The sequence below is a fragment of the Variovorax sp. GW821-FHT10D07 genome, assembly GCF_059415325.1.
The window spans coordinates 329,096-345,663 of the sequence record NZ_JBWKMZ010000007.1 but is presented as its reverse complement, the minus strand read 5'-3'; the positions used below and the strand labels follow the sequence as shown (position 1 = coordinate 345,663).

The window sequence follows — 16,568 nt, the reverse complement described above, 5'->3', positions numbered from 1 at the left end:
GATATATCATGTTTGATGTAGTGCAAACCCGATGGATCGCGTTCGCGGCGCCTCCGGCGCGCGGGTTTCGCCCATGAAAAAGCCCTCGGTCCTTCGCAGGATCGAGGGCTTTTCGGCATGGGCTGGCACGGGGCGGATCGACCGCATCGGCACGCGCTGCTCCTATGATGCGGGCGCCCTCCCCTTCCCGCCCGCGCCATGCAACGCTTCACCATTTCCCTCGACGACGAACTCGCGGCCCAGTTCGATGCCTTCATCGCCGCCAAGGGCTACGTCAACCGCTCGGAGGCCGTGCGCGACCTGATCCGCTCGCGCCTGGGCAGTGCCTCGCTCGACAAGCCCGCGGCGAAGCGCTCGAACTGGTGCGTGGCCAACGTCAGCTATGTCTACGACCACCACGAGCAGACCGTGACCACGCGGGTGCTCGACCTGCAGCACGACCACCACGACCTGGTGATCACCAGCCTGCACACCCACCTCGACCACGACCACTGCCTCGAGACCGTCGTGCTGCGCGGTCCCACCGCCGCGGTGCGCGCCTGCGCCGAACAGCTGGTGGCGCTGCGCGGGGTGCGCCATGGCAACGTGCACCTCGTGCCGCTCGACGCGGGCGAGTCCCATGCCCATGGCAACGCCAGGCCACACCGCCACCTGAAGCCGCTGAACTGAGCGCCGCGCCGGCCGCGTGCGCCGATTGGCGTATGGTTTCGCGCCCTGTCGTATGAATAATTCAAAGTTGTTCATACAAAAGAAGAGGGACCCATGCGCATCCTCCCGCGGCGCTCCCCGTGCCTGTTCGCCACGGCGATGCTTGCCGGTGTTCCGGCCTGGGCCCAGCCCGTCCACCTGCCGCCCATTGAAGTGAGTGGTCCGCGCGATGCGGCCATCGGCACCGCCGACAGCGCCAGCGAAGGCGCGGTGGAGAAAGCCTCGTTCCAGGCCCGCCCCAAGCTGCGCCCCGGCGACATCGTCGAGGCCGTGCCCGGCGTGGTCGCCACGCAGCACTCGGGCGACGGCAAGGCCAACCAGTACTTCCTGCGCGGCTTCAACCTCGATCACGGCACCGACTTCGCGGTCACGGTCGACGGCATGCCCGTCAACATGCCATCGCACGGCCACGGCCAGGGCTTCGCGGACCTCAACTTCCTGATCCCCGACCTCGTCTCGGGCGTGCGCTACCGCAAGGGCCCCTACTTCGCCGACGGCGGCGACTTCGCGCTCGCGGGCACTGCCTCGCTCGACTATGTGAGCGCGCTCGATGCGCCCTTCGCCGAGGTCACGCTGGGCGCGAACAGTTTCCGCCGACTGCTCGCGGCCGGCTCGCGCACCGTGCAGGACCAGACCTGGCTCGGAGCCATCGAGCTCGAGGGCAACAACGGGCCCTGGGACACGCCCGAGCGCCTGCGCAAGGCCAATGCCGTGCTGCGCTACTCGCAAGGCTCGCCAGTGCGCGGCCTCAGCCTCACGGCCATGGCCTACCAGAGCCGCTGGAACTCCACCGACCAGATCCCCGAGCGACTGGTCGACAGCGGCGAGCTCTCGCGCTTCGGCTCGCTCAACACCACCGACGGCGGCAAGACGCGCCGCCTCAGCCTGTCGGGCAAATGGTTCGACAACAGCCCCGAGGGGCAGACGCAACTGAGTGGCTATGTCATCGATTACCGCTTCGATCTGTTCTCCGACTTCACCTACTTTCTCAACAACCCCGAGCAGGGCGACCAGTTCGAGCAGACCGATCGTCGTCGGGTCTTCGGGCTGCAGGGCACGCACAGCCGGCCTAACTCGATCGGGGGGCTGGACGGCGTCCTGAGCTTCGGAGGCAGTTGGCGCGGTGACCGCATCGGCGAGGTCGGGCTGTACAACACGGTGACCCGCGAACGGATCTCGACGGTCCGCAACGACAAGGTGCAACAAGACCTGTTCTCCGTTCACGCCCAGCAGCTCGTGAACTTCAGCGAGCGCTGGCGCGGCTACGTGGGCCTGCGCGGCGACCTGCTGCGCTACGACGTGCAAGGGCGCGAGCCGCTGTATGGCCCGGTCAACAGCGGACGCGGCCACGATTCGCTCGTGAGCCCGAAAGCCGGCCTGGCCTTCACCGTGACGCCGGCCCACGAGCTCTACCTCAACGTCGGCACGGGCTTCCACAGCAACGACGTGCGCGGCGCGACGATCAACGTCGATCCGACGAGCGGCCTGCCCGCCGAGCGCGTGCCCGCGCTCGTGAAGGGGCGCGGTGCCGAGATCGGCTGGCGCTTCCAGCCCGATGAAGACTTCAGCCTCACCACGGCGCTGTGGCAGCTGCGGCTCGACTCGGAGCTGGTGTATGTCGGCGACGCCGGCACCACCGAGCCCGGTCGCGCCAGCAGCCGTCGCGGCATCGAGGCCACGCTGCGCTGGAAGCTCGGTTCGCGCTGGCGCTTCGAGGCCGATGCGGCGATCTCGCGCGCGCGCTTCCGAGGCCTGGCGCCCGAGAGCGAAGGCAACTACATCGACAACGCGGTGGAGCGCGTGTTCGCGGCCGGCATCATCTACACCGAGGGCCCGCTGACGGCCTCCCTTCGCCTGCGCTACATGGGCCCGCGCGCGCTCGACACGCTGAACACGGTGCGTTCGCGTGCCACCACGCTGCTGAACTTCGGCGCGCGCTATGCGGTCAACAAGCAGCTCACCTTGGGCCTCGACGTGTTCAACCTCGCGGGCCGCAAGGGCAACGACATCGAGTACTTCTATGCCTCGTGCAGCGCGGGCGAAGTAGCGCGCGGTGCCTGCGGCGACGGCATCGACGGGCGCCACATCCATCCGATGGAGCCGCGCAGCGCGCGGGTCAGCGCACGCTGGACCTTCTAGCTACCGAAAACCCGGGATGGCCGCCCGCGCCGGCTGAGCAACAATCACCGCTTCCGCGGTTGATCTCCTCAGGCGAATGCGCGCTCCCTCCCTCTCGGTCCGGCTCCTGCTGGTCGCCTCGGCGGCCCTGCTGCCGCTCGCCGTCGTCTGCGGCTTCGCGCTCAACGGCCTGCTGCAGGCCCAGCGCGCGCAGACCCAGACCTCCACCATGGGCGTGGCGCGCGCGCTCGCCACCTCGGTCGACAGCGAGCTGCGGCTCACGATCTCGGCGCTGCAGGCGCTGGCGCTGGCCGAGCCGCTGGGCGCCAGCGAGGACAGCGGCCTGATCGACGCGCTGGTGCTCGCCAAGGCGCTGCGCGCCACGCATCCCGAGTGGCGCGGCGTGCTGCTGATCGCGCCCTCGGGCAAGGTGGTCTTCAGCAGCGAGGGCTCGGTGGCCGGACCCGACGGCGAGGTGGTCGAAGCCGCCAGCCTGGCCGAGGTGATCCGCACGCGCCAGCCCGGCATCGGCGCGCTGACGCCGGGACCGCGCGGCAACCTGGCCTTCGCGGTGCGGGTGCCGGTGATACGCGACGACACGGTGCGCTACGTGCTCACCGCCATCGTGCGGCCCGAGGCGATCGGCGCCGTGCTGGCGCGCCAGCGCGTGCCCGAAGGCTGGACGGTCTCGGTCTTCGATTCGGCGCTGACGCGCGTGGCGCGCTCGCGCGAGGACGAGCGCTTTCGCGGCCGCGCGCCCAGCGACAGCCTGCGCGCGCTGCTGCAGACGATGAAGGACCGGCGCGAATACGTGGGCACCACGCGCAACGTCGACGGCACCGAGGTGCAAACGGCCGTGGCGCGCATCGACGTCACGCCCTGGATCGTCGCGCTCGGCGCGCCCACCGCGGTGGCCGACGACGCGCTGCGCCGCACCCTGGTCGCCTATGGCGGCGGCCTGCTGGTGTCGCTGCTGCTCGGCGCGCTCGTGGCCTGGTGGATGTCGCGCTCGATCACGCGGCCGATGGCGCGCCTGCGCCGCAGCGCCGACGCGCTCGGGCACGGCCTGCCGGTCTCGCCCCATGCCTCGGGCATCGCCGAGATCGACGCCGTGGCGCATGCGCTGGCCGATGCCGCCACGCAGCGCACCGAGCACGAGGCCGAACGCGACAGCCTGCTGAACGCCGAGCGCGAGGCGCGCACCGTGGCGCAGGCGGCGCAGACCCAGCTCGAGCGGCTGGTGAGCGCGAGCGCGGTGCTGTCGCGCTCGCTGGAGGAGGAGTCGACCCTGCAGGCCATCGCCGGCATCATCGTGCCGCACGTGGCCGACCTCTGCCGCATCGACCTGCTCGACGAGCACGACGTGCTCGAGCGCAAGCTCACCCACCATGCCGACCCCGCGCGCAGCGCCGAGATCGCGAAGTTCGTGGACAACAGCGCGGCCCCGACCACGGGCCCGGGCTCGTTCCCCTGGGCCATCGCCAGCGGCCAGACCTTCATCGGCAACCTCGACCGTCCCGGCGATTTCGAGCTGCTCGACCCGCAGCTGCGCGGCTTCGTGCAGATGCTGGGCATCACGGCCGGCTGCGTGGTGCCGCTGGTGGCGCGCGGCCGCACCATCGGCGCGATGGCGATCCTGCAGGACCGCTCGAAGCGGCGCTTCTCGCCGGCCGACGGCGCCCTGATCGGCGAGCTCGCGCAGCGTGCCGCGCTGGCCCTGGACAACGTGCGCCTGCTCGCGCGCGCCCGCAAGGCGCAGACCCAGGCCGAGGTGGCGAGCCAGGCCAAGGACGAGTTCCTCGCCATGCTGGGCCACGAGCTGCGCAACCCGCTGGCGCCGATCTCGCTCGCGCTCACGCTGATCGAGCGCAAGGACGAGAAGGCCTTTCCGCGCGAGCGCCAGATCATCGAGCGCCAGGTGCGCCACCTGTCGCGGCTGGTCGACGACCTGCTCGACATCTCGCGCATCGTGTCGGGAAAGATCGTGCTGCGGCCCGAACCGGTCGACCTGCGCGACGTGGCCGCCAAGGCGATCGAGCTCACGCAGCCCGCGCTGCAGCCGCGCGCGCGCATGCCGCGGCTGAGCCTGCCCGACCAGCCGGTGCCGGTGCTCGGCGATCCGCTGCGGCTGGTGCAGATCGTGTGCAACCTGCTCAACAACGCCGCCAAGTTCACCCAGCCCACCGACGACATCGCGCTGGACCTGCGCACGGTCGACGGCCAGGCCGAACTGTCGGTCGCCGACGAAGGCATCGGCATCGCGCCCGAGTTGTTGCCTCACGTGTTCGAGCGCTTCGTGCAGGGCGCGCAGCAGTTGCAGCGCGCCGCCGGCGGCCTGGGCCTGGGCCTGGCCATCGCGCAGAGCCTCGCGAAGCTGCACGGCGGGTTGATCGAGGCGCAGAGCGCCGGCGCGGGACAGGGCAGCCGTTTCATCGTGCGCCTGCCGCTGGCCGGCGCCGCGGCCACCGAACCCGAGGCACCCGCCGACGCCGCCGCCATCGGCGCGCCCACGCTGCGCCTGCTGCTGGTCGACGACAACCTCGATGCGCTCGATGTGCTGGCCGAGTGGTTCGCGCTCGAAGGGCACGCGGTGCGCAAGGCCGGCAGCGCCGAGGAGGCGCTGCAACTGCTCGAGGCCGGGCCCGTGGACGCGGGCATCTTCGACATCGGCCTGCCCGGCATGAGCGGACATGAACTCGCGCGACGCGTGCGCGAGCGAGAGCGCGAATCGGGCACACGCCGGATGGCGCTGATCGCGCTGACCGGCTATGGCCAGGAATCGGACCGGCGCCAGGCGCTCGAGGCGGGCTTCGACGCCCACTTCTCGAAGCCGGCCGACCTCGGCAAGCTGCGCGAGGCGCTGCGCCAGCTCACGGACGATGCGCCGGCCACCGCCTGAGCGGCGGCACTTTCAGTCGAGCCTTTGTTGCTGCGGCAGCGAGGTGATGAAGAAGCGGATCGGCACCTCGCGCCACACCACGGTGCCGTCGTCGGGCGTGGGCTTGAACTGCCACTTCCACACCGTCTCGACCGCCGAGCGGTCCAGGCGCGGATAGCCGCTCGATGTCTGCACCTCGATCGCGGCTGGCTTGCCCGCCGGCGTGGTGCGCACGCGCAGCATCACCATGCCCTGCTCGCCATTCGTGCGCGACTCGGCGGGATACGGCGCATTGGGATTGGGCGGGTTGGGTTTCCATTCGCCGGGGTCCGCGGGCGGGTTCGCGGCGCAGGCGGCCAGCAGGGCAAGGGTCGCGCCCGCGAGAAGGGTGCGAGCGAAAGAGGAACACAGGTTCATGAGGCTGTTGTCGTGGTTGTGGTCGCTGGCGACGGGGGCATTCTGCATCGCCGCCTGCCGGTGGCGGCTTCGCATCATCCCGGATACAGGCGCGCGCTCAGGCTTGCACTCGCCTTCTGCAGCGCCGGCAGGAAAGCCTCGCGGAATTCGACCAGCGTCATGCGCTCGGTGCGCACAGCAATGCTCATCGCCGCCACCACCTGCTGCGCGCGATCGCGCACCGGCACGGCCATGGAGCGCACGCCGAGTTCGAGTTCGCCGTCGTTGCTGGCGTAGCCCTCGCGCCGGCAGCGCGCGACGATGGCCAGCACCTCGGCTGCGTCGGTGACGGTGCGCGGCGAGAGCCGCGGGCGCGGCATGGCGCGGATGCGGCGCTCGGCCTCCTCGGGCGGCAGGCTCGCGAGCAGCACGCGGCCCAGTGCCGCGCAATAGGCCGGCAGGCGCGAGCCGATGCCCAGGCCGGTGCTGAGGCTGCGCCGCGCGGTGGAGCGCGCGATGATGATCGCGTCGTCGTCCTGCAGCAGCGCGAGCGAGGCCGACTCGCGCGTGCGCTCCGACAGCGCGTCGAGCAGCGGCTGCGCCACCGAAGGCTCGGGCCGCGAGGCCAGATAGGCATGCGCCACCAGCAGCGCCTTCGGCAGCAGCCAGAAGCGCTTGCCGTCGCTGTCGAGGTAGCCGAGCGCGCGCAGGGTCAGCAGCGAGCGCCGCGCCGAGGCCGGCGTGCTCATCGTGAGCCGCGCGACCTCCGACACGTTGAGCCGGCTGTGCTGGCGGCCGAAGCAGGTCAGCACGGCCAGCCCCTTCTCGAGCGAGGCGACGAAGTTCTTGTCGGGGACGGCCTCGTCCTCGCCCGGGTCGGTGGTTTCGTTTTTGCGCATAGCGCAAATCTAGCTTGTCCGGCCACCGGCTCGCAAGGACACTGAAAACCCCTCGATGCACGAACAAGACGGAGACACACGATGTTCCACAGACTCGCCGCGCGCACGCTCGGCCTGGCGGCCCTGGCCGCGCTGATGCTGCCCGCGCTGCTGCCCGCCGCGCAGGCACAGACCGCCAACGAGAAGGTCGCGCGCATGATCGTGCCCTTCCCCGCCGGCGGCACCGCCGACATCCTGCCGCGCGTGGTGGCCGACAAGCTGCGCGACCAGTTCCCCGGCGGCCTGGTGATCGAGAACCGCACGGGCGCCGGCGGCAACATCGGCGCCGACGTGGTCTACCGCGCCGAGCCCGACGGCAAGACCCTGCTGGCCTCGCCACCCGCGCCGATCGCGATCAACCAGCACCTCTACAAGAAGCTTGGCTTCGATCCCACGCGCTGGGTGCCGGTGACGGTGCTCGCGACGGTGCCCAACGTGCTGGTGGTGAACCCGAAGCTGCCGGTGCACAACGTGGCCGAGTTCATCGCCTACCTCAAGGCCAACCCCGGCAAGGTGAGCTTCGCCTCGCAGGGCAACGGCACCACCTCGCACCTCACGGCCAGCCTGTTCATGCAGCTCACCGGCACCGAGATGACGCACGTTCCATACAAGGGCACGGCGCCCGCGCTGGTCGACCTGATCGGCGGCCAGGTCGACGTGTTCTTCGACAACATCTCCTCCTCGCTGCAGTTCGCGCGCACCGGCAAGGTCCGCATCCTCGCGGTGGCCGACGAGCACCGCAGCCCCGCGCTGCCCGAGGCGCCGACCTTCGCCGAGCAGAAGCTGCCCGCGATGAATGCCGTGACCTGGTTCGCGGTGGTCGCGCCGCCGGGCACGCCGACACCGATCGTGGCTTCGACGCAGAAGGCCATCGCCACCGCGCTCGCGCTGCCCGACGTGAAGCAGAAGTTCGCCGAGCAGGGCGCCGAGCCGCGCGGCTGGGACAGTGCCCGCACCGGCCAGTTCATCCAGGCCGAGTCCGCCAAGTGGCACAAGGTCATCCAGAGCGCCAACGTCACCCTCGAGTAAGCCCGCCATGTCCATCGCTTCATCCACCGCGCCCGCGCAACCGATCCATTGGTCCGGGCCCGGCCTCACGCGCATCCCGTTCGGCGTCTACAGCGACGCGCAACTGGCCGCCGACGAGCAGGCACGCATCTTCCGCGGCGAGACCTGGAACTACCTGTGCCTCGAGGCCGAGCTGCCCGAGGGTGGCAGCTACCGCACCACCTTCGCGGGCGAGACGCCGGTGGTGGTGGTGCGCGACGACGACGACGAGATCTACGCCTTCGAGAACCGCTGCGCGCACCGCGGCGCGCTGATCGCGCTCGAGAAGTCGGGCCGCAGCGAGAACTTCCAGTGCGTCTACCACGCCTGGAGCTACAACCGCCAGGGCGACCTGAAGGGCGTGGCCTTCGAGAAGGGCGTGAAGGGCCAGGGTGGCATGCCCGCGAGCTTCTGCAAGGAGGCGCACGGGCCGCGCAAGCTGCGCATCGCGCGCTTCTGCGGGCTGGTGTTCGGCAGCTTCTCCGAAGACGTGCCCTCGATCGAGGAGTACCTCGGCGACGAGATCTGCGCGCGCATCGAGCGCGTGCTGCACAAGCCGGTGGAGGTGATCGGCCGCTTCACGCAGGCGTTGCCCAACAACTGGAAACTCTACGTCGAGAACGTGAAGGACAGCTACCACGCGAGCCTGCTGCACCTGTTCTTCACCACCTTCGAACTCAACCGCCTGTCGCAGAAGGGCGGCGTGATCGTCGACGAGAGCGGTGGCCACCACGTGAGCTACTCGATGATCGACGCGGCCGCGGAAAAGGATGCCTCGTACAAGGAACAGGCGCTGCGCTCCGACAACGACCGCTACCGCCTGAAGGACCCGAGCGTGCTCGCGGGCTTCAAGGAGTACGACGACGGCGTGACCTTGCAGATCCTCTCGGTGTTCCCGGGCTTCGTGCTGCAGCAGATCCAGAACTGCCTCGCGGTGCGCCAGGTGCTGCCCAAGGGCAGCGCGCGCACCGAGCTCAACTGGACCTACATCGGCTATGTCGACGACACGCCCGCGCAGCGCCGCGTGCGGCTCAAGCAGTCGAACCTGGTCGGGCCCGCGGGCTTCATCTCGATGGAGGACGGCGCGGTCGGCGGCTTCGTGCAGCGCGGCATCGCGGGCGCGGCCGACCACGAGGCCATCGTCGAGATGGGCGGCGACGGTGCCGTCTCGAGCGAGGGCCGCGCGACCGAGGCCTCGGTGCGCGGCTTCTGGAAGGCCTATCGGCAGCACATGGGCGCTTGAGCACCCGACGAGGAAAGAACACCCATGATCGACCTGCTGGCGCTGTGCGCCTTCAACGCGGCCTATGCCGATGCCATCGACAGCGATGCGCTCGAGCGCTGGCCCGACTTCTTCGCCGACGACTGCCATTACCGCATCACCCACGTCGAGAACGAGCGCGAGGGACTGCCCGCGGGCATCGTCTACGCCGACTCGCGCGCGATGCTCGAGGACCGCATCGCCGCGCTGCGCGAGGCCAACATCTACGAGCGCCAGCGCTACCGCCACCTGCTGGGCATGCCGCTGCTGCTCGAGGCCGAAGCCGATACGGCACGCGCGCGCACGCCCTTCATGGTGGCGCGCATCATGGCCACGGGACAGACCGAGATGTTCGCCACCGGCAGCTACGAGGACCGCTTCGTGCGGCGCGAGGGCCGCCTGCTGCTGCAGTCGCGCGTGGCCGTGTGCGACAGCACGGTGACCGACACCCTTCTCGCGCTGCCGCTGTGAACGCCGAGTCTTCTCTTCGAACGCCACGCCGGCTCGCGCTCACGGCGGGCGATCCCAACGGCATCGGGCCCGAGATCGCGCTGAAGGCATTGGCCGCGCTGCCGCGCGAAGACCGCGAACGCATCGTGCTGTACGGTCCCGCCAACGTGTTCGAACGCACGGCGGCGCAGCTCGGCCTCGATGCGCTGTTGCGCGACGCCAGGCTGGTCGCGACCGATGATTTCGAGGTGCGCCCCGGACACATCGACGCCGCAGCGGGAGCCTCCGCGGTCGCGTCGGCCACGGCCGCGCTGCAAGCCTGCCGGCGCGGCGAGGTCGATGCGGTCGTCGCCTGCCCGCACCACGAGACCGCGATCCACCGCGCCGGCATCGCCTTCAGCGGCTATCCCTCGCTGGTGGCGCGCGTCTGCGGCATGGCCGAGGACCGCGTGTTCCTGATGCTCGTGAGCGGCGGGCTGCGCATCGTGCATGCAACGCTGCACGAGAGCGTGCGCACCGCGCTCGAGCGCATGACGCCCGCGCTGGTGGCCGAGGCCATCCGCGCCGGCGCGCGGGCCTGTGCAACGCTCGGCGTGACGCAGCCCTCGATCGGCGTGTTCGGCATCAACCCGCATGCATCCGAGGGCGGGCTGTTCGGGCCCGAGGATGCGGCGATCGTCGCCCCAGCGGTCGAGGCCGCGCGTGCCGAGGGCCTGCGCGTGGACGGCCCCGCGGGCGCCGACCTGCTGCTCGCCGATCGCGCGCACGACCTCTATGTCGCGATGTTCCACGACCAGGGCCACATCCCCGTCAAGCTGCTGGCGCCGCGCGCCGCGAGCGCCCTGAGCATCGGCGCCGATGCGCTGCTGTCGAGCGTGGGCCACGGCAGCGCGATGGACATCGCGGGCCGCGGCATCGCGAACCCCGAGGCCGTGCTGCGCACCATCGCGCTGTTGTCGGGCCTGCCGACCGTGCCCGGCGAGGTCGTGCCATGAGCCACCGCATCGCCATCGCCGACAGCGACCTGGCCTTCGACGGCAACGAGGGCGAGACCGTGCTCGACGCCGCATTGCGCGCCGGCATCGAGCTGCCCCATTCGTGCCGCAAGGGCGTGTGCGGCAACTGCGCGGGCACGGTCGCGCACGGCGAGGTCGCGTCCGCGGGCCGTGGCGCGCTGGTCAATGAGACCTGCGGGCCGGGCCAAGTGCTGTTCTGCATGTGCACGGCCGCGAGTCCGGCGCTCGAGATCCGGCCCATTTCGTGGCGGCGCGTCGATCCCGCGGCGCGCAAGCGCTTCGCGGCCAAGGTGTTCCGCCACCAGCTCGCGGCGCCCGACGTCTCGCTGCTGCAGCTTCGGCTGCCCGCGGGCCAGCGCGCGCGCTTCCAGGCCGGCCAGTACCTGCAGCTGAAACTCGACGACGGCAGCACGCGCTGCTACTCGATGGCGAATCCGCCGCACGAGAGCGACACGCTGACGCTGCATGTGCGCCACGTGCCGGGCGGTGCCTTCAGCGCGCGCGTGCCGCAGCTCGCGAGCGGCGAGCTGCTCGAGGTGGAGCTGCCGTTCGGCGCCTTCTCGCTGTCCGGTGGCAGCGAGGACACCGGCCCGCTGGTCTTCGTGGTCGGCGGCACCGGCTTCGCACCGGTCAAGTCCATCCTCGACGACCTGATGAAACGCCGCGTCGACCGACCGATCACGCTGCTCTGGGGCGCGCGCCGGGCGCAGGACATCTATCTGCCCGCCGCGATCGCGCGCTGGCAGCGGCAGTGGCCGTCGTTGCGTTTCATCGCGGCGCTGAGCGACGAAGACGCCACGGTAGCTGACAGCCTGCGCACCGAGCAGGTCCGCGGCCGGGCCGACGAGGCCCTGGTGCAGGCCTGCCCCGACCTGCGCGGGCACGCGTTGTACTGCTGCGGTTCGCCCGCGATGGTGGCGGCGGTGCGCGAGGCCGCGCTCGCGCGCTGCGGCCTCGATGCCGACGACTTCCATTCCGATGTGTTCGTGGAGGGCCCGGCGGCCTAGGAGGCGGCGCTCAGCCGGGGCGCTGGTTGATCAGCGTGATCAGCGCATGCGGCTGCAGCGGCTTGCCCAGGTGCACGTCGAAGCCGGCCTCGGTCGCCTTGCCGTGGTCCTGCGGCCGGGTGAAGGCCGTGTGCGCGATCGCGAAGACCCGCGGCTTGCCGCGCTCGACCTGGAGCAGCCGCAGTTCGCGGATCAGGTCGTAGCCGTCGCGCCCCGGCAGGCCGATGTCGCTCACCAGCACGTCGGGCCACTTCTGGTCGAGCAGCTGCAGCGCCACGTCCACGTCGGGCGCGATGCGCACCAGCGCGCCCGCGTCGGACAGCACCACGGCCAGGATCTCACTGGCGTCCGCGTTGTCCTCGACCACCAGCACCTCGAGCCCCGCGAGCAGGTGGTCCGACGGCGAATCGGCGGACGACTGACGCGCATCGAGCAGGATGATCCCGCCGTCGCCGTCGGGCACCACGCCGAGCGACACGCGCAAGGTGGCGCCCTTGCCCTCGCCCTCGCTGTGCGCCGAGACCTGCCCGCCATGCAGCTCGGCGAGGTTCTTGACGATCGACAGCCCGAGGCCGAGGCCGCCGTGGAAGCGGTTGTCGGGCGAGTCGCTCTGCGAGAAGCGGTCGAACAGGTGCGGCACGAAATCGTTCGCGATGCCGCGGCCGAAATCCTGCACCGACAGCTGGAGCCGGTCGCCGCTGCGCACCAGGTCGACCACGATGCGGCCGCCTTCGTTCGAGAACTTGATCGCGTTCGACAGCAGGTTCCACACGATCTGCTGGAAGCGCGTGCCATCGAGCCAGGCGGCCTGCTCGGCGCCTTCCTGGTTGAAGTGGATGAGCAGCTTCTTCGCGGCCACGGCCGCGTTCGAGGCCTCGATCGAGGCGCTCACCAGCGCGGCCGGGTCCACCCATTCGCGGTGCAGCCGCAGCTTGCCCGAGCTGATGCGCGAGACGTCGAGGATGTCGGAGATCAGTCGCGCCTGCGCCTTCACGCTGCGGTCGATGGCATTGAGCCCCTTCTCCATCTGCTCGGGCGCGCGGTTGCCGACCTTCAGCAGATGCACCCAGCCGCCGATGGCGTTGAGCGGGTTGCGCAGTTCGTGCGAGAGCACGGCCACGAAGTCGTCCTTGGTGCGGCTCAGGCGCTCGGCCGCGGCACGCGCCGCCTGTTCGCGCTCGAGCACCTCGCGCCGGCGCGTCTCGAGCTCGAATCGCTCGGACACGTCGAGCGCGATGCCCACGCGCAGGCCCGGTTCGATCGCCGTGGACATGGTCCATTCGAGGCGGGTCCAGCGGCCGTCCTGGCGCAGCAGCGGGAACTCGCCGGTCCAGGTCGCCAGGGGCCGCAGCGGATCGTCGTTCTCGACGGTGTGGTCGTGCACGAACGCGGTCCAGTCGGGCGGCGCGAAGGCGCTGACCGCCTGGCCGATCAGCGTCTCGCGCGGCCGGCCCAGCATGCCGACCATCGCGGGATTGACGTCGGCGAAGCGCCCCAGGGCGTCGACCAGCGCGATGCCCAGCGGCGCCTGGTCGTAGATGGCGCGAAAGCGCGCCTCGCTCGCGCGCTGCTTTTCCTCGGCCAGCCGCGCGCGGATCAGCGCCTGCAAGGTGGCGATCAGCACCGGCGGTTCGACCGGGTGCACCAGGTAGGCATCGGCGCCCGCATTGAGGCCGGCCACCTTGTGCTCGTTGCGCACGAAGGTCGCCGACAGGTGCACCACCGGCAAGGTCGAGGTCTCGGGCCGCTGGCGCAGCTGCTGGCAGACCTCGAAGCCGCTGAAGTCGGGCAGGTGCACGTCGAGCACCACGGCCGAGATGTTCTTCGGCGCCAGCCGCACGGCCTCGCCGCCGGTGCCGGCCTCCTGGGTATGGAAGCCGGCCGCGCGCACCACGCGCGCGGTGGCGTAGCGGGTGGTGGGGTTGTCGTCGACCACCAGCACCGTGTGCTGCGAACGGTCGATGGTGATGTTGATGACGGGGTCGATGTTCATGCCTGCCCCGCGTGTTGTTCGTTCCCGGGGCCGCCCTGTCCGTTCCAGCCCCAACCGTCCTCGCCGCCCTGCGCCTCGGTGCCGGGCCGGCGCCGCAGCTGCACCGGCAGCGTGACCGAGAAGGTCGAGCCCTCGCCGAGCGCGCTCTCGAGCTCGACGTGGCCGCCGAGCAGCGTGGCGAGCTGCTTGCTCAGCGACAGCCCGAGGCCGGTACCGCGCAGCCGCTTCTGCACCGGCGAATCGACCTGCGAGTAGTCGTCGAAGACGGCCGCATGGTGCTCGGGCGCGATGCCGATGCCGGTGTCGGCCACCGAGAAGCGCACGCGGTCGTCGCCCACGCGCATCGCGGTCACGCGCACCTCGCCCTCGGGCGTGAACTTGAGCGCGTTCGAGATGAAGTTGCGCAGGATCTGCGACAGCTTGCGGTCGTCGGTATAGAGCTTGGGCAGCCCCTCGGGCTCCTCGAAGATCAGCGCGGTGGCCGGGTTGCCCAGCACCGGGCGGAACATGCCGCGCAGCGCCGAGAACAGGTCGACCATCTCGAACCAGGCCGGCGAGATCTCCACGCGGCCGGCCTCGATCTTGGCCAGGTCGAGCAGGTCGTCGACCATCTCGGCGAGCTCCGAGGCCATGGTCTCGACGAAGCCGACCTGCTTTTCCTGCTCGGCCGTGAGCGGGCCGTCCATGCGGTCGTTGAGGATGCGCGTGATGCTGCGAATCGCATTGATCGGCGTGCGGAACTCGTGGCTCATGTAGGCCAGGAAGCGGCTCTTGAGCTCGGTGGCCTTCTTGAGCTGCTCGGCCTGCGCATCGAGCTCGGCGTAGAGCGCCACCACGCCGCGGTTGGTTTCCTCGAGTTCGGCGCGCAGGTCGTCGCTCTCCTGGCGGCTCTCGGCCAGCTGACGCGTCAGTGCCGAGGCATCGGTGTCGTGCGCGGTTCCGGGTTCGCTGCTGCTCATTGCCATTCCTTTCGCCGCAGAACCACGACCGTCGCATCGTCGCGGTGACGCGTATGGTCGCGCAAAAGCACGGCTGCCACCAGCGTGGGGTCCTTTTGCAGCAATGGCCGGATGCGGTCGGCCTGCCAGCGCATCTCGATGCCGTCGCTGTGCAGCACCACCAGCGCATGCGGCGGCAGCTCCAGCGTGGCGGTCTCGGGCTTGCGGATCTGCATGCCGGCGGTGCCGTGCTGGGTCACGATGGACTTGTCGAAGGTGCCCGAAAGCACGCGCCCGACGACGTTGCCGGCGCCGGACCAGGCGATGCGCCCGCTCTCCGTATCGAGGCTCAGCACGCACACGGCCGCGCCGCGCGTGGTCTGCAGCCGTTGGTGGATCTGCTGCAGCGTGTCGCGCAGGTCGCGCTGCGGCGTTTCGGCGAAAACCTCGGCCGCGGCCTGCCCCGCCTTGGCCGCCTCGGGTCCATGGCCCAGGCCGTCGGCGAGCAGCACCCAGAACGCGTCGCCCTGGTCCGAGACCGTGGCGGCCCAGGCATCGCCGCTGACGGATTCGTACGGTGCCGGCAGGCACAGCGCACCGATCTGCAGCCGCTGCGCACCCGGCGTCTCGCCCGCGCCGCGGCCACGCGCCTCGCGCACGCGCGCCACGCAGACCGTGCCCTCGGGCACGGCGGAGTGGATGTCGAACTCGTCGGCCAGCCGCCGCACCGCACCCAGGCCGGTGCCGGGCGTGCTGCCCGAGGAGTGGCCGTCCTGCATCGACAGCGCGAGGTTCTCGATGCCCGGTCCCTCGTCGATCGAAACGATCTCGATCTCGTGCATCTGCGGCCGCGCGGCGATCAGCAGCCGGCCCTTGTTCGCATGCCGCAGCAGGTTGGTGCCGAGCTCGGTGACCACCAGCGCGACCCGGCCCGCGTCGACCTCGTTCCAGGCCATGTCGGCCACGGCCTGCGCCGCATGCCGGCGCGCCTCGCCGACACGGCTCGCATCGTCGATCGGAAACGCCTTGTGGGTCCAGCCCGCGATCACTTCCACTTGGTGATGCTCACGCGCGTGCCGGCGCCGGGCGCCGACTGGATCTCGAAGTCGTTGACCAGCCGCTTGCTGCCGGGCAGCCCCAGGCCCATGCCGGTGCCGCTGGTCCAGCCGTCGGTCAGCGCCAGCGCGATGTCCTCGATGCCGCGGCCCTCGTCCTCGAAATGCAGCTGCAGTCCGCGCCGGCCGTTGCGCTCGACGAACTCCCAGCGCATGCGCCCGCCCCCGCCGTGGATCAGCGCGTTGCGCGACAGCTCGCTGGCGGCCGTGATCATCTTGGTCTGGTCGACCAGCGACAGCTTGAGCTCCTGGCACAGCGCGCGCACCATCTGCCGGCTGGCCACGATGTTCTGCTCGGACAGCAGCGGCAACGTGCCCGTGGGGTCAGCGGCCAAGAGCGTTCTCCAGGCGCGCGCGGCGCAGCATCTCCATGCCGCGCTCGACGTTGAGCGCCGTCTTCACGCCATCGAGCGACAGCCCGAGTTCGACCAGCGTGATCGCCACCGCCGGCTGCATGCCGACCACCACCGTGGTGGCAGACAGGATGCGGGCGATGCCCGAGATGCTGGTCAGCATGCGGCCGACGAAGGAGTCGACGATCTCGAGCGCGGAGATGTCGATCATCACGCCCGAGGCGCCGGTCTTGGCGATCTGGCCGGCCAGGTCGTCCTGCAGCTGCAGCGCGGTCTGGTCCTGCATGTCGACCTGGATGGTCACCAGCAGGATGTCGCCCATGCGCAGGATGGGAATGCGGTCCATGACG

Annotated in this window: 15 protein-coding genes; 8 read left to right on the top strand and 7 right to left on the bottom strand. The window is 70.6% G+C overall.

Annotation, left to right across the window (positions count from 1 at the left end; genetic code table 11):
- Positions 1-198: 198 nt before the first annotated feature.
- The 3 genes from nikR to AC07PU_RS22175 all read left to right on the top strand — a co-directional run bounded on the left by nikR (position 199) and on the right by AC07PU_RS22175 (position 5,725).
- Positions 199-669: a nickel-responsive transcriptional regulator NikR gene (gene nikR, locus AC07PU_RS22185; RefSeq protein WP_093355885.1), complete on the top strand. Its 471-nt coding sequence runs from the start codon at positions 199-201 to the stop codon at positions 667-669.
- A gap of 93 nt (positions 670-762) precedes the next feature.
- The gene (locus tag AC07PU_RS22180; protein WP_495320552.1) at positions 763-2,847 is read left to right on the top strand and encodes a TonB-dependent receptor; all 2,085 of its coding nucleotides are present in this window, start codon (positions 763-765) and stop codon (positions 2,845-2,847) included.
- 76 nt (positions 2,848-2,923) lie between these two features.
- Positions 2,924-5,725, top strand: a complete 2,802-nt coding sequence (locus tag AC07PU_RS22175) for a hybrid sensor histidine kinase/response regulator (RefSeq protein ID WP_495320550.1) — start codon at positions 2,924-2,926, stop codon at positions 5,723-5,725.
- Between the two features lie 12 nt (positions 5,726-5,737).
- Here AC07PU_RS22175 and AC07PU_RS22170 read toward each other — a convergent pair whose 3' ends face one another.
- Both AC07PU_RS22170 and AC07PU_RS22165 read right to left on the bottom strand, forming a co-directional pair.
- Positions 5,738-6,169 (bottom strand): energy transducer TonB, encoded by a 432-nt coding sequence (locus AC07PU_RS22170; RefSeq protein ID WP_495320548.1) that lies wholly within the window; start codon positions 6,167-6,169, stop codon positions 5,738-5,740.
- 26 nt (positions 6,170-6,195) lie between these two features.
- Complete coding sequence (locus tag AC07PU_RS22165) at positions 6,196-6,999, bottom strand: IclR family transcriptional regulator domain-containing protein (protein ID WP_495320546.1); 804 nt, start codon at positions 6,997-6,999, stop codon at positions 6,196-6,198.
- A gap of 81 nt (positions 7,000-7,080) precedes the next feature.
- Between AC07PU_RS22165 and AC07PU_RS22160 the strand changes: the two genes are divergently transcribed.
- From AC07PU_RS22160 to AC07PU_RS22140, 5 genes are read left to right on the top strand one after another with little or no spacing between them, the layout of a single operon-like run.
- Positions 7,081-8,067 (top strand): Bug family tripartite tricarboxylate transporter substrate binding protein, encoded by a 987-nt coding sequence (locus AC07PU_RS22160; protein WP_495320544.1) that lies wholly within the window; start codon positions 7,081-7,083, stop codon positions 8,065-8,067.
- A gap of 7 nt (positions 8,068-8,074) precedes the next feature.
- Positions 8,075-9,328 (top strand): aromatic ring-hydroxylating dioxygenase subunit alpha, encoded by a 1,254-nt coding sequence (locus AC07PU_RS22155; protein WP_495320542.1) that lies wholly within the window; start codon positions 8,075-8,077, stop codon positions 9,326-9,328.
- Positions 9,329-9,352: 24 nt separating this feature from the next.
- Complete coding sequence (locus AC07PU_RS22150) at positions 9,353-9,817, top strand: aromatic-ring-hydroxylating dioxygenase subunit beta (protein WP_093353204.1); 465 nt, start codon at positions 9,353-9,355, stop codon at positions 9,815-9,817.
- Complete coding sequence (locus AC07PU_RS22145) at positions 9,814-10,791, top strand: PdxA family dehydrogenase (protein ID WP_495320540.1); 978 nt, start codon at positions 9,814-9,816, stop codon at positions 10,789-10,791. Before AC07PU_RS22150 ends, AC07PU_RS22145 begins: the two co-directional genes overlap by 4 nt.
- The gene (locus AC07PU_RS22140; RefSeq protein ID WP_495320538.1) at positions 10,788-11,819 is read left to right on the top strand and encodes a 2Fe-2S iron-sulfur cluster-binding protein; all 1,032 of its coding nucleotides are present in this window, start codon (positions 10,788-10,790) and stop codon (positions 11,817-11,819) included. The genes AC07PU_RS22145 and AC07PU_RS22140 overlap by 4 nt, the downstream gene beginning before the upstream one ends.
- Before the next feature lie 10 nt (positions 11,820-11,829).
- Here the strand turns inward: AC07PU_RS22140 and AC07PU_RS22135 are convergent, their stop codons facing one another.
- From AC07PU_RS22135 to AC07PU_RS22115, 5 genes are read right to left on the bottom strand one after another with little or no spacing between them, the layout of a single operon-like run.
- Positions 11,830-13,812, bottom strand: coding sequence for a response regulator (locus AC07PU_RS22135; protein WP_495320536.1), 1,983 nt, complete (start codon positions 13,810-13,812; stop codon positions 11,830-11,832).
- A complete protein-coding gene (locus AC07PU_RS22130; protein WP_093353196.1) occupies positions 13,809-14,771 on the bottom strand; it encodes a sensor histidine kinase in 963 nt (320 codons plus the stop codon). The genes AC07PU_RS22135 and AC07PU_RS22130 overlap by 4 nt, the downstream gene beginning before the upstream one ends.
- Complete coding sequence (locus AC07PU_RS22125; RefSeq protein WP_495320533.1) at positions 14,768-15,805, bottom strand: ATP-binding protein; 1,038 nt, start codon at positions 15,803-15,805, stop codon at positions 14,768-14,770. The genes AC07PU_RS22130 and AC07PU_RS22125 overlap by 4 nt, the downstream gene beginning before the upstream one ends.
- Complete coding sequence (locus AC07PU_RS22120) at positions 15,796-16,200, bottom strand: anti-sigma regulatory factor (RefSeq protein WP_490877919.1); 405 nt, start codon at positions 16,198-16,200, stop codon at positions 15,796-15,798. Before AC07PU_RS22120 ends, AC07PU_RS22125 begins: the two co-directional genes overlap by 10 nt.
- Positions 16,190-16,564 carry an STAS domain-containing protein gene (locus tag AC07PU_RS22115; protein WP_093353189.1) on the bottom strand — a complete coding sequence of 125 codons (375 nt, stop codon included), beginning with the start codon at positions 16,562-16,564 and terminating at the stop codon, positions 16,190-16,192. Before AC07PU_RS22115 ends, AC07PU_RS22120 begins: the two co-directional genes overlap by 11 nt.
- Between the last annotated feature and the right edge of the window lie 4 nt (positions 16,565-16,568).

Coding starts and splice junctions, on each gene's coding strand:
- nikR (WP_093355885.1), top strand. CDS start 199: ATGCAACGCTTCACCATTTCCCTCGACGACGAACTCGCGGCCCAGTTC.
- AC07PU_RS22180 (WP_495320552.1), top strand. CDS start 763: ATGCGCATCCTCCCGCGGCGCTCCCCGTGCCTGTTCGCCACGGCGATG.
- AC07PU_RS22175 (WP_495320550.1), top strand. CDS start 2,924: ATGCGCGCTCCCTCCCTCTCGGTCCGGCTCCTGCTGGTCGCCTCGGCG.
- AC07PU_RS22170 (WP_495320548.1), bottom strand. CDS start 6,169: ATGCAGAATGCCCCCGTCGCCAGCGACCACAACCACGACAACAGCCTC.
- AC07PU_RS22165 (WP_495320546.1), bottom strand. CDS start 6,999: ATGCGCAAAAACGAAACCACCGACCCGGGCGAGGACGAGGCCGTCCCC.
- AC07PU_RS22160 (WP_495320544.1), top strand. CDS start 7,081: ATGTTCCACAGACTCGCCGCGCGCACGCTCGGCCTGGCGGCCCTGGCC.
- AC07PU_RS22155 (WP_495320542.1), top strand. CDS start 8,075: ATGTCCATCGCTTCATCCACCGCGCCCGCGCAACCGATCCATTGGTCC.
- AC07PU_RS22150 (WP_093353204.1), top strand. CDS start 9,353: ATGATCGACCTGCTGGCGCTGTGCGCCTTCAACGCGGCCTATGCCGAT.
- AC07PU_RS22140 (WP_495320538.1), top strand. CDS start 10,788: ATGAGCCACCGCATCGCCATCGCCGACAGCGACCTGGCCTTCGACGGC.
- AC07PU_RS22135 (WP_495320536.1), bottom strand. CDS start 13,812: ATGAACATCGACCCCGTCATCAACATCACCATCGACCGTTCGCAGCAC.
- AC07PU_RS22130 (WP_093353196.1), bottom strand. CDS start 14,771: ATGAGCAGCAGCGAACCCGGAACCGCGCACGACACCGATGCCTCGGCA.
- AC07PU_RS22115 (WP_093353189.1), bottom strand. CDS start 16,564: ATGGACCGCATTCCCATCCTGCGCATGGGCGACATCCTGCTGGTGACC.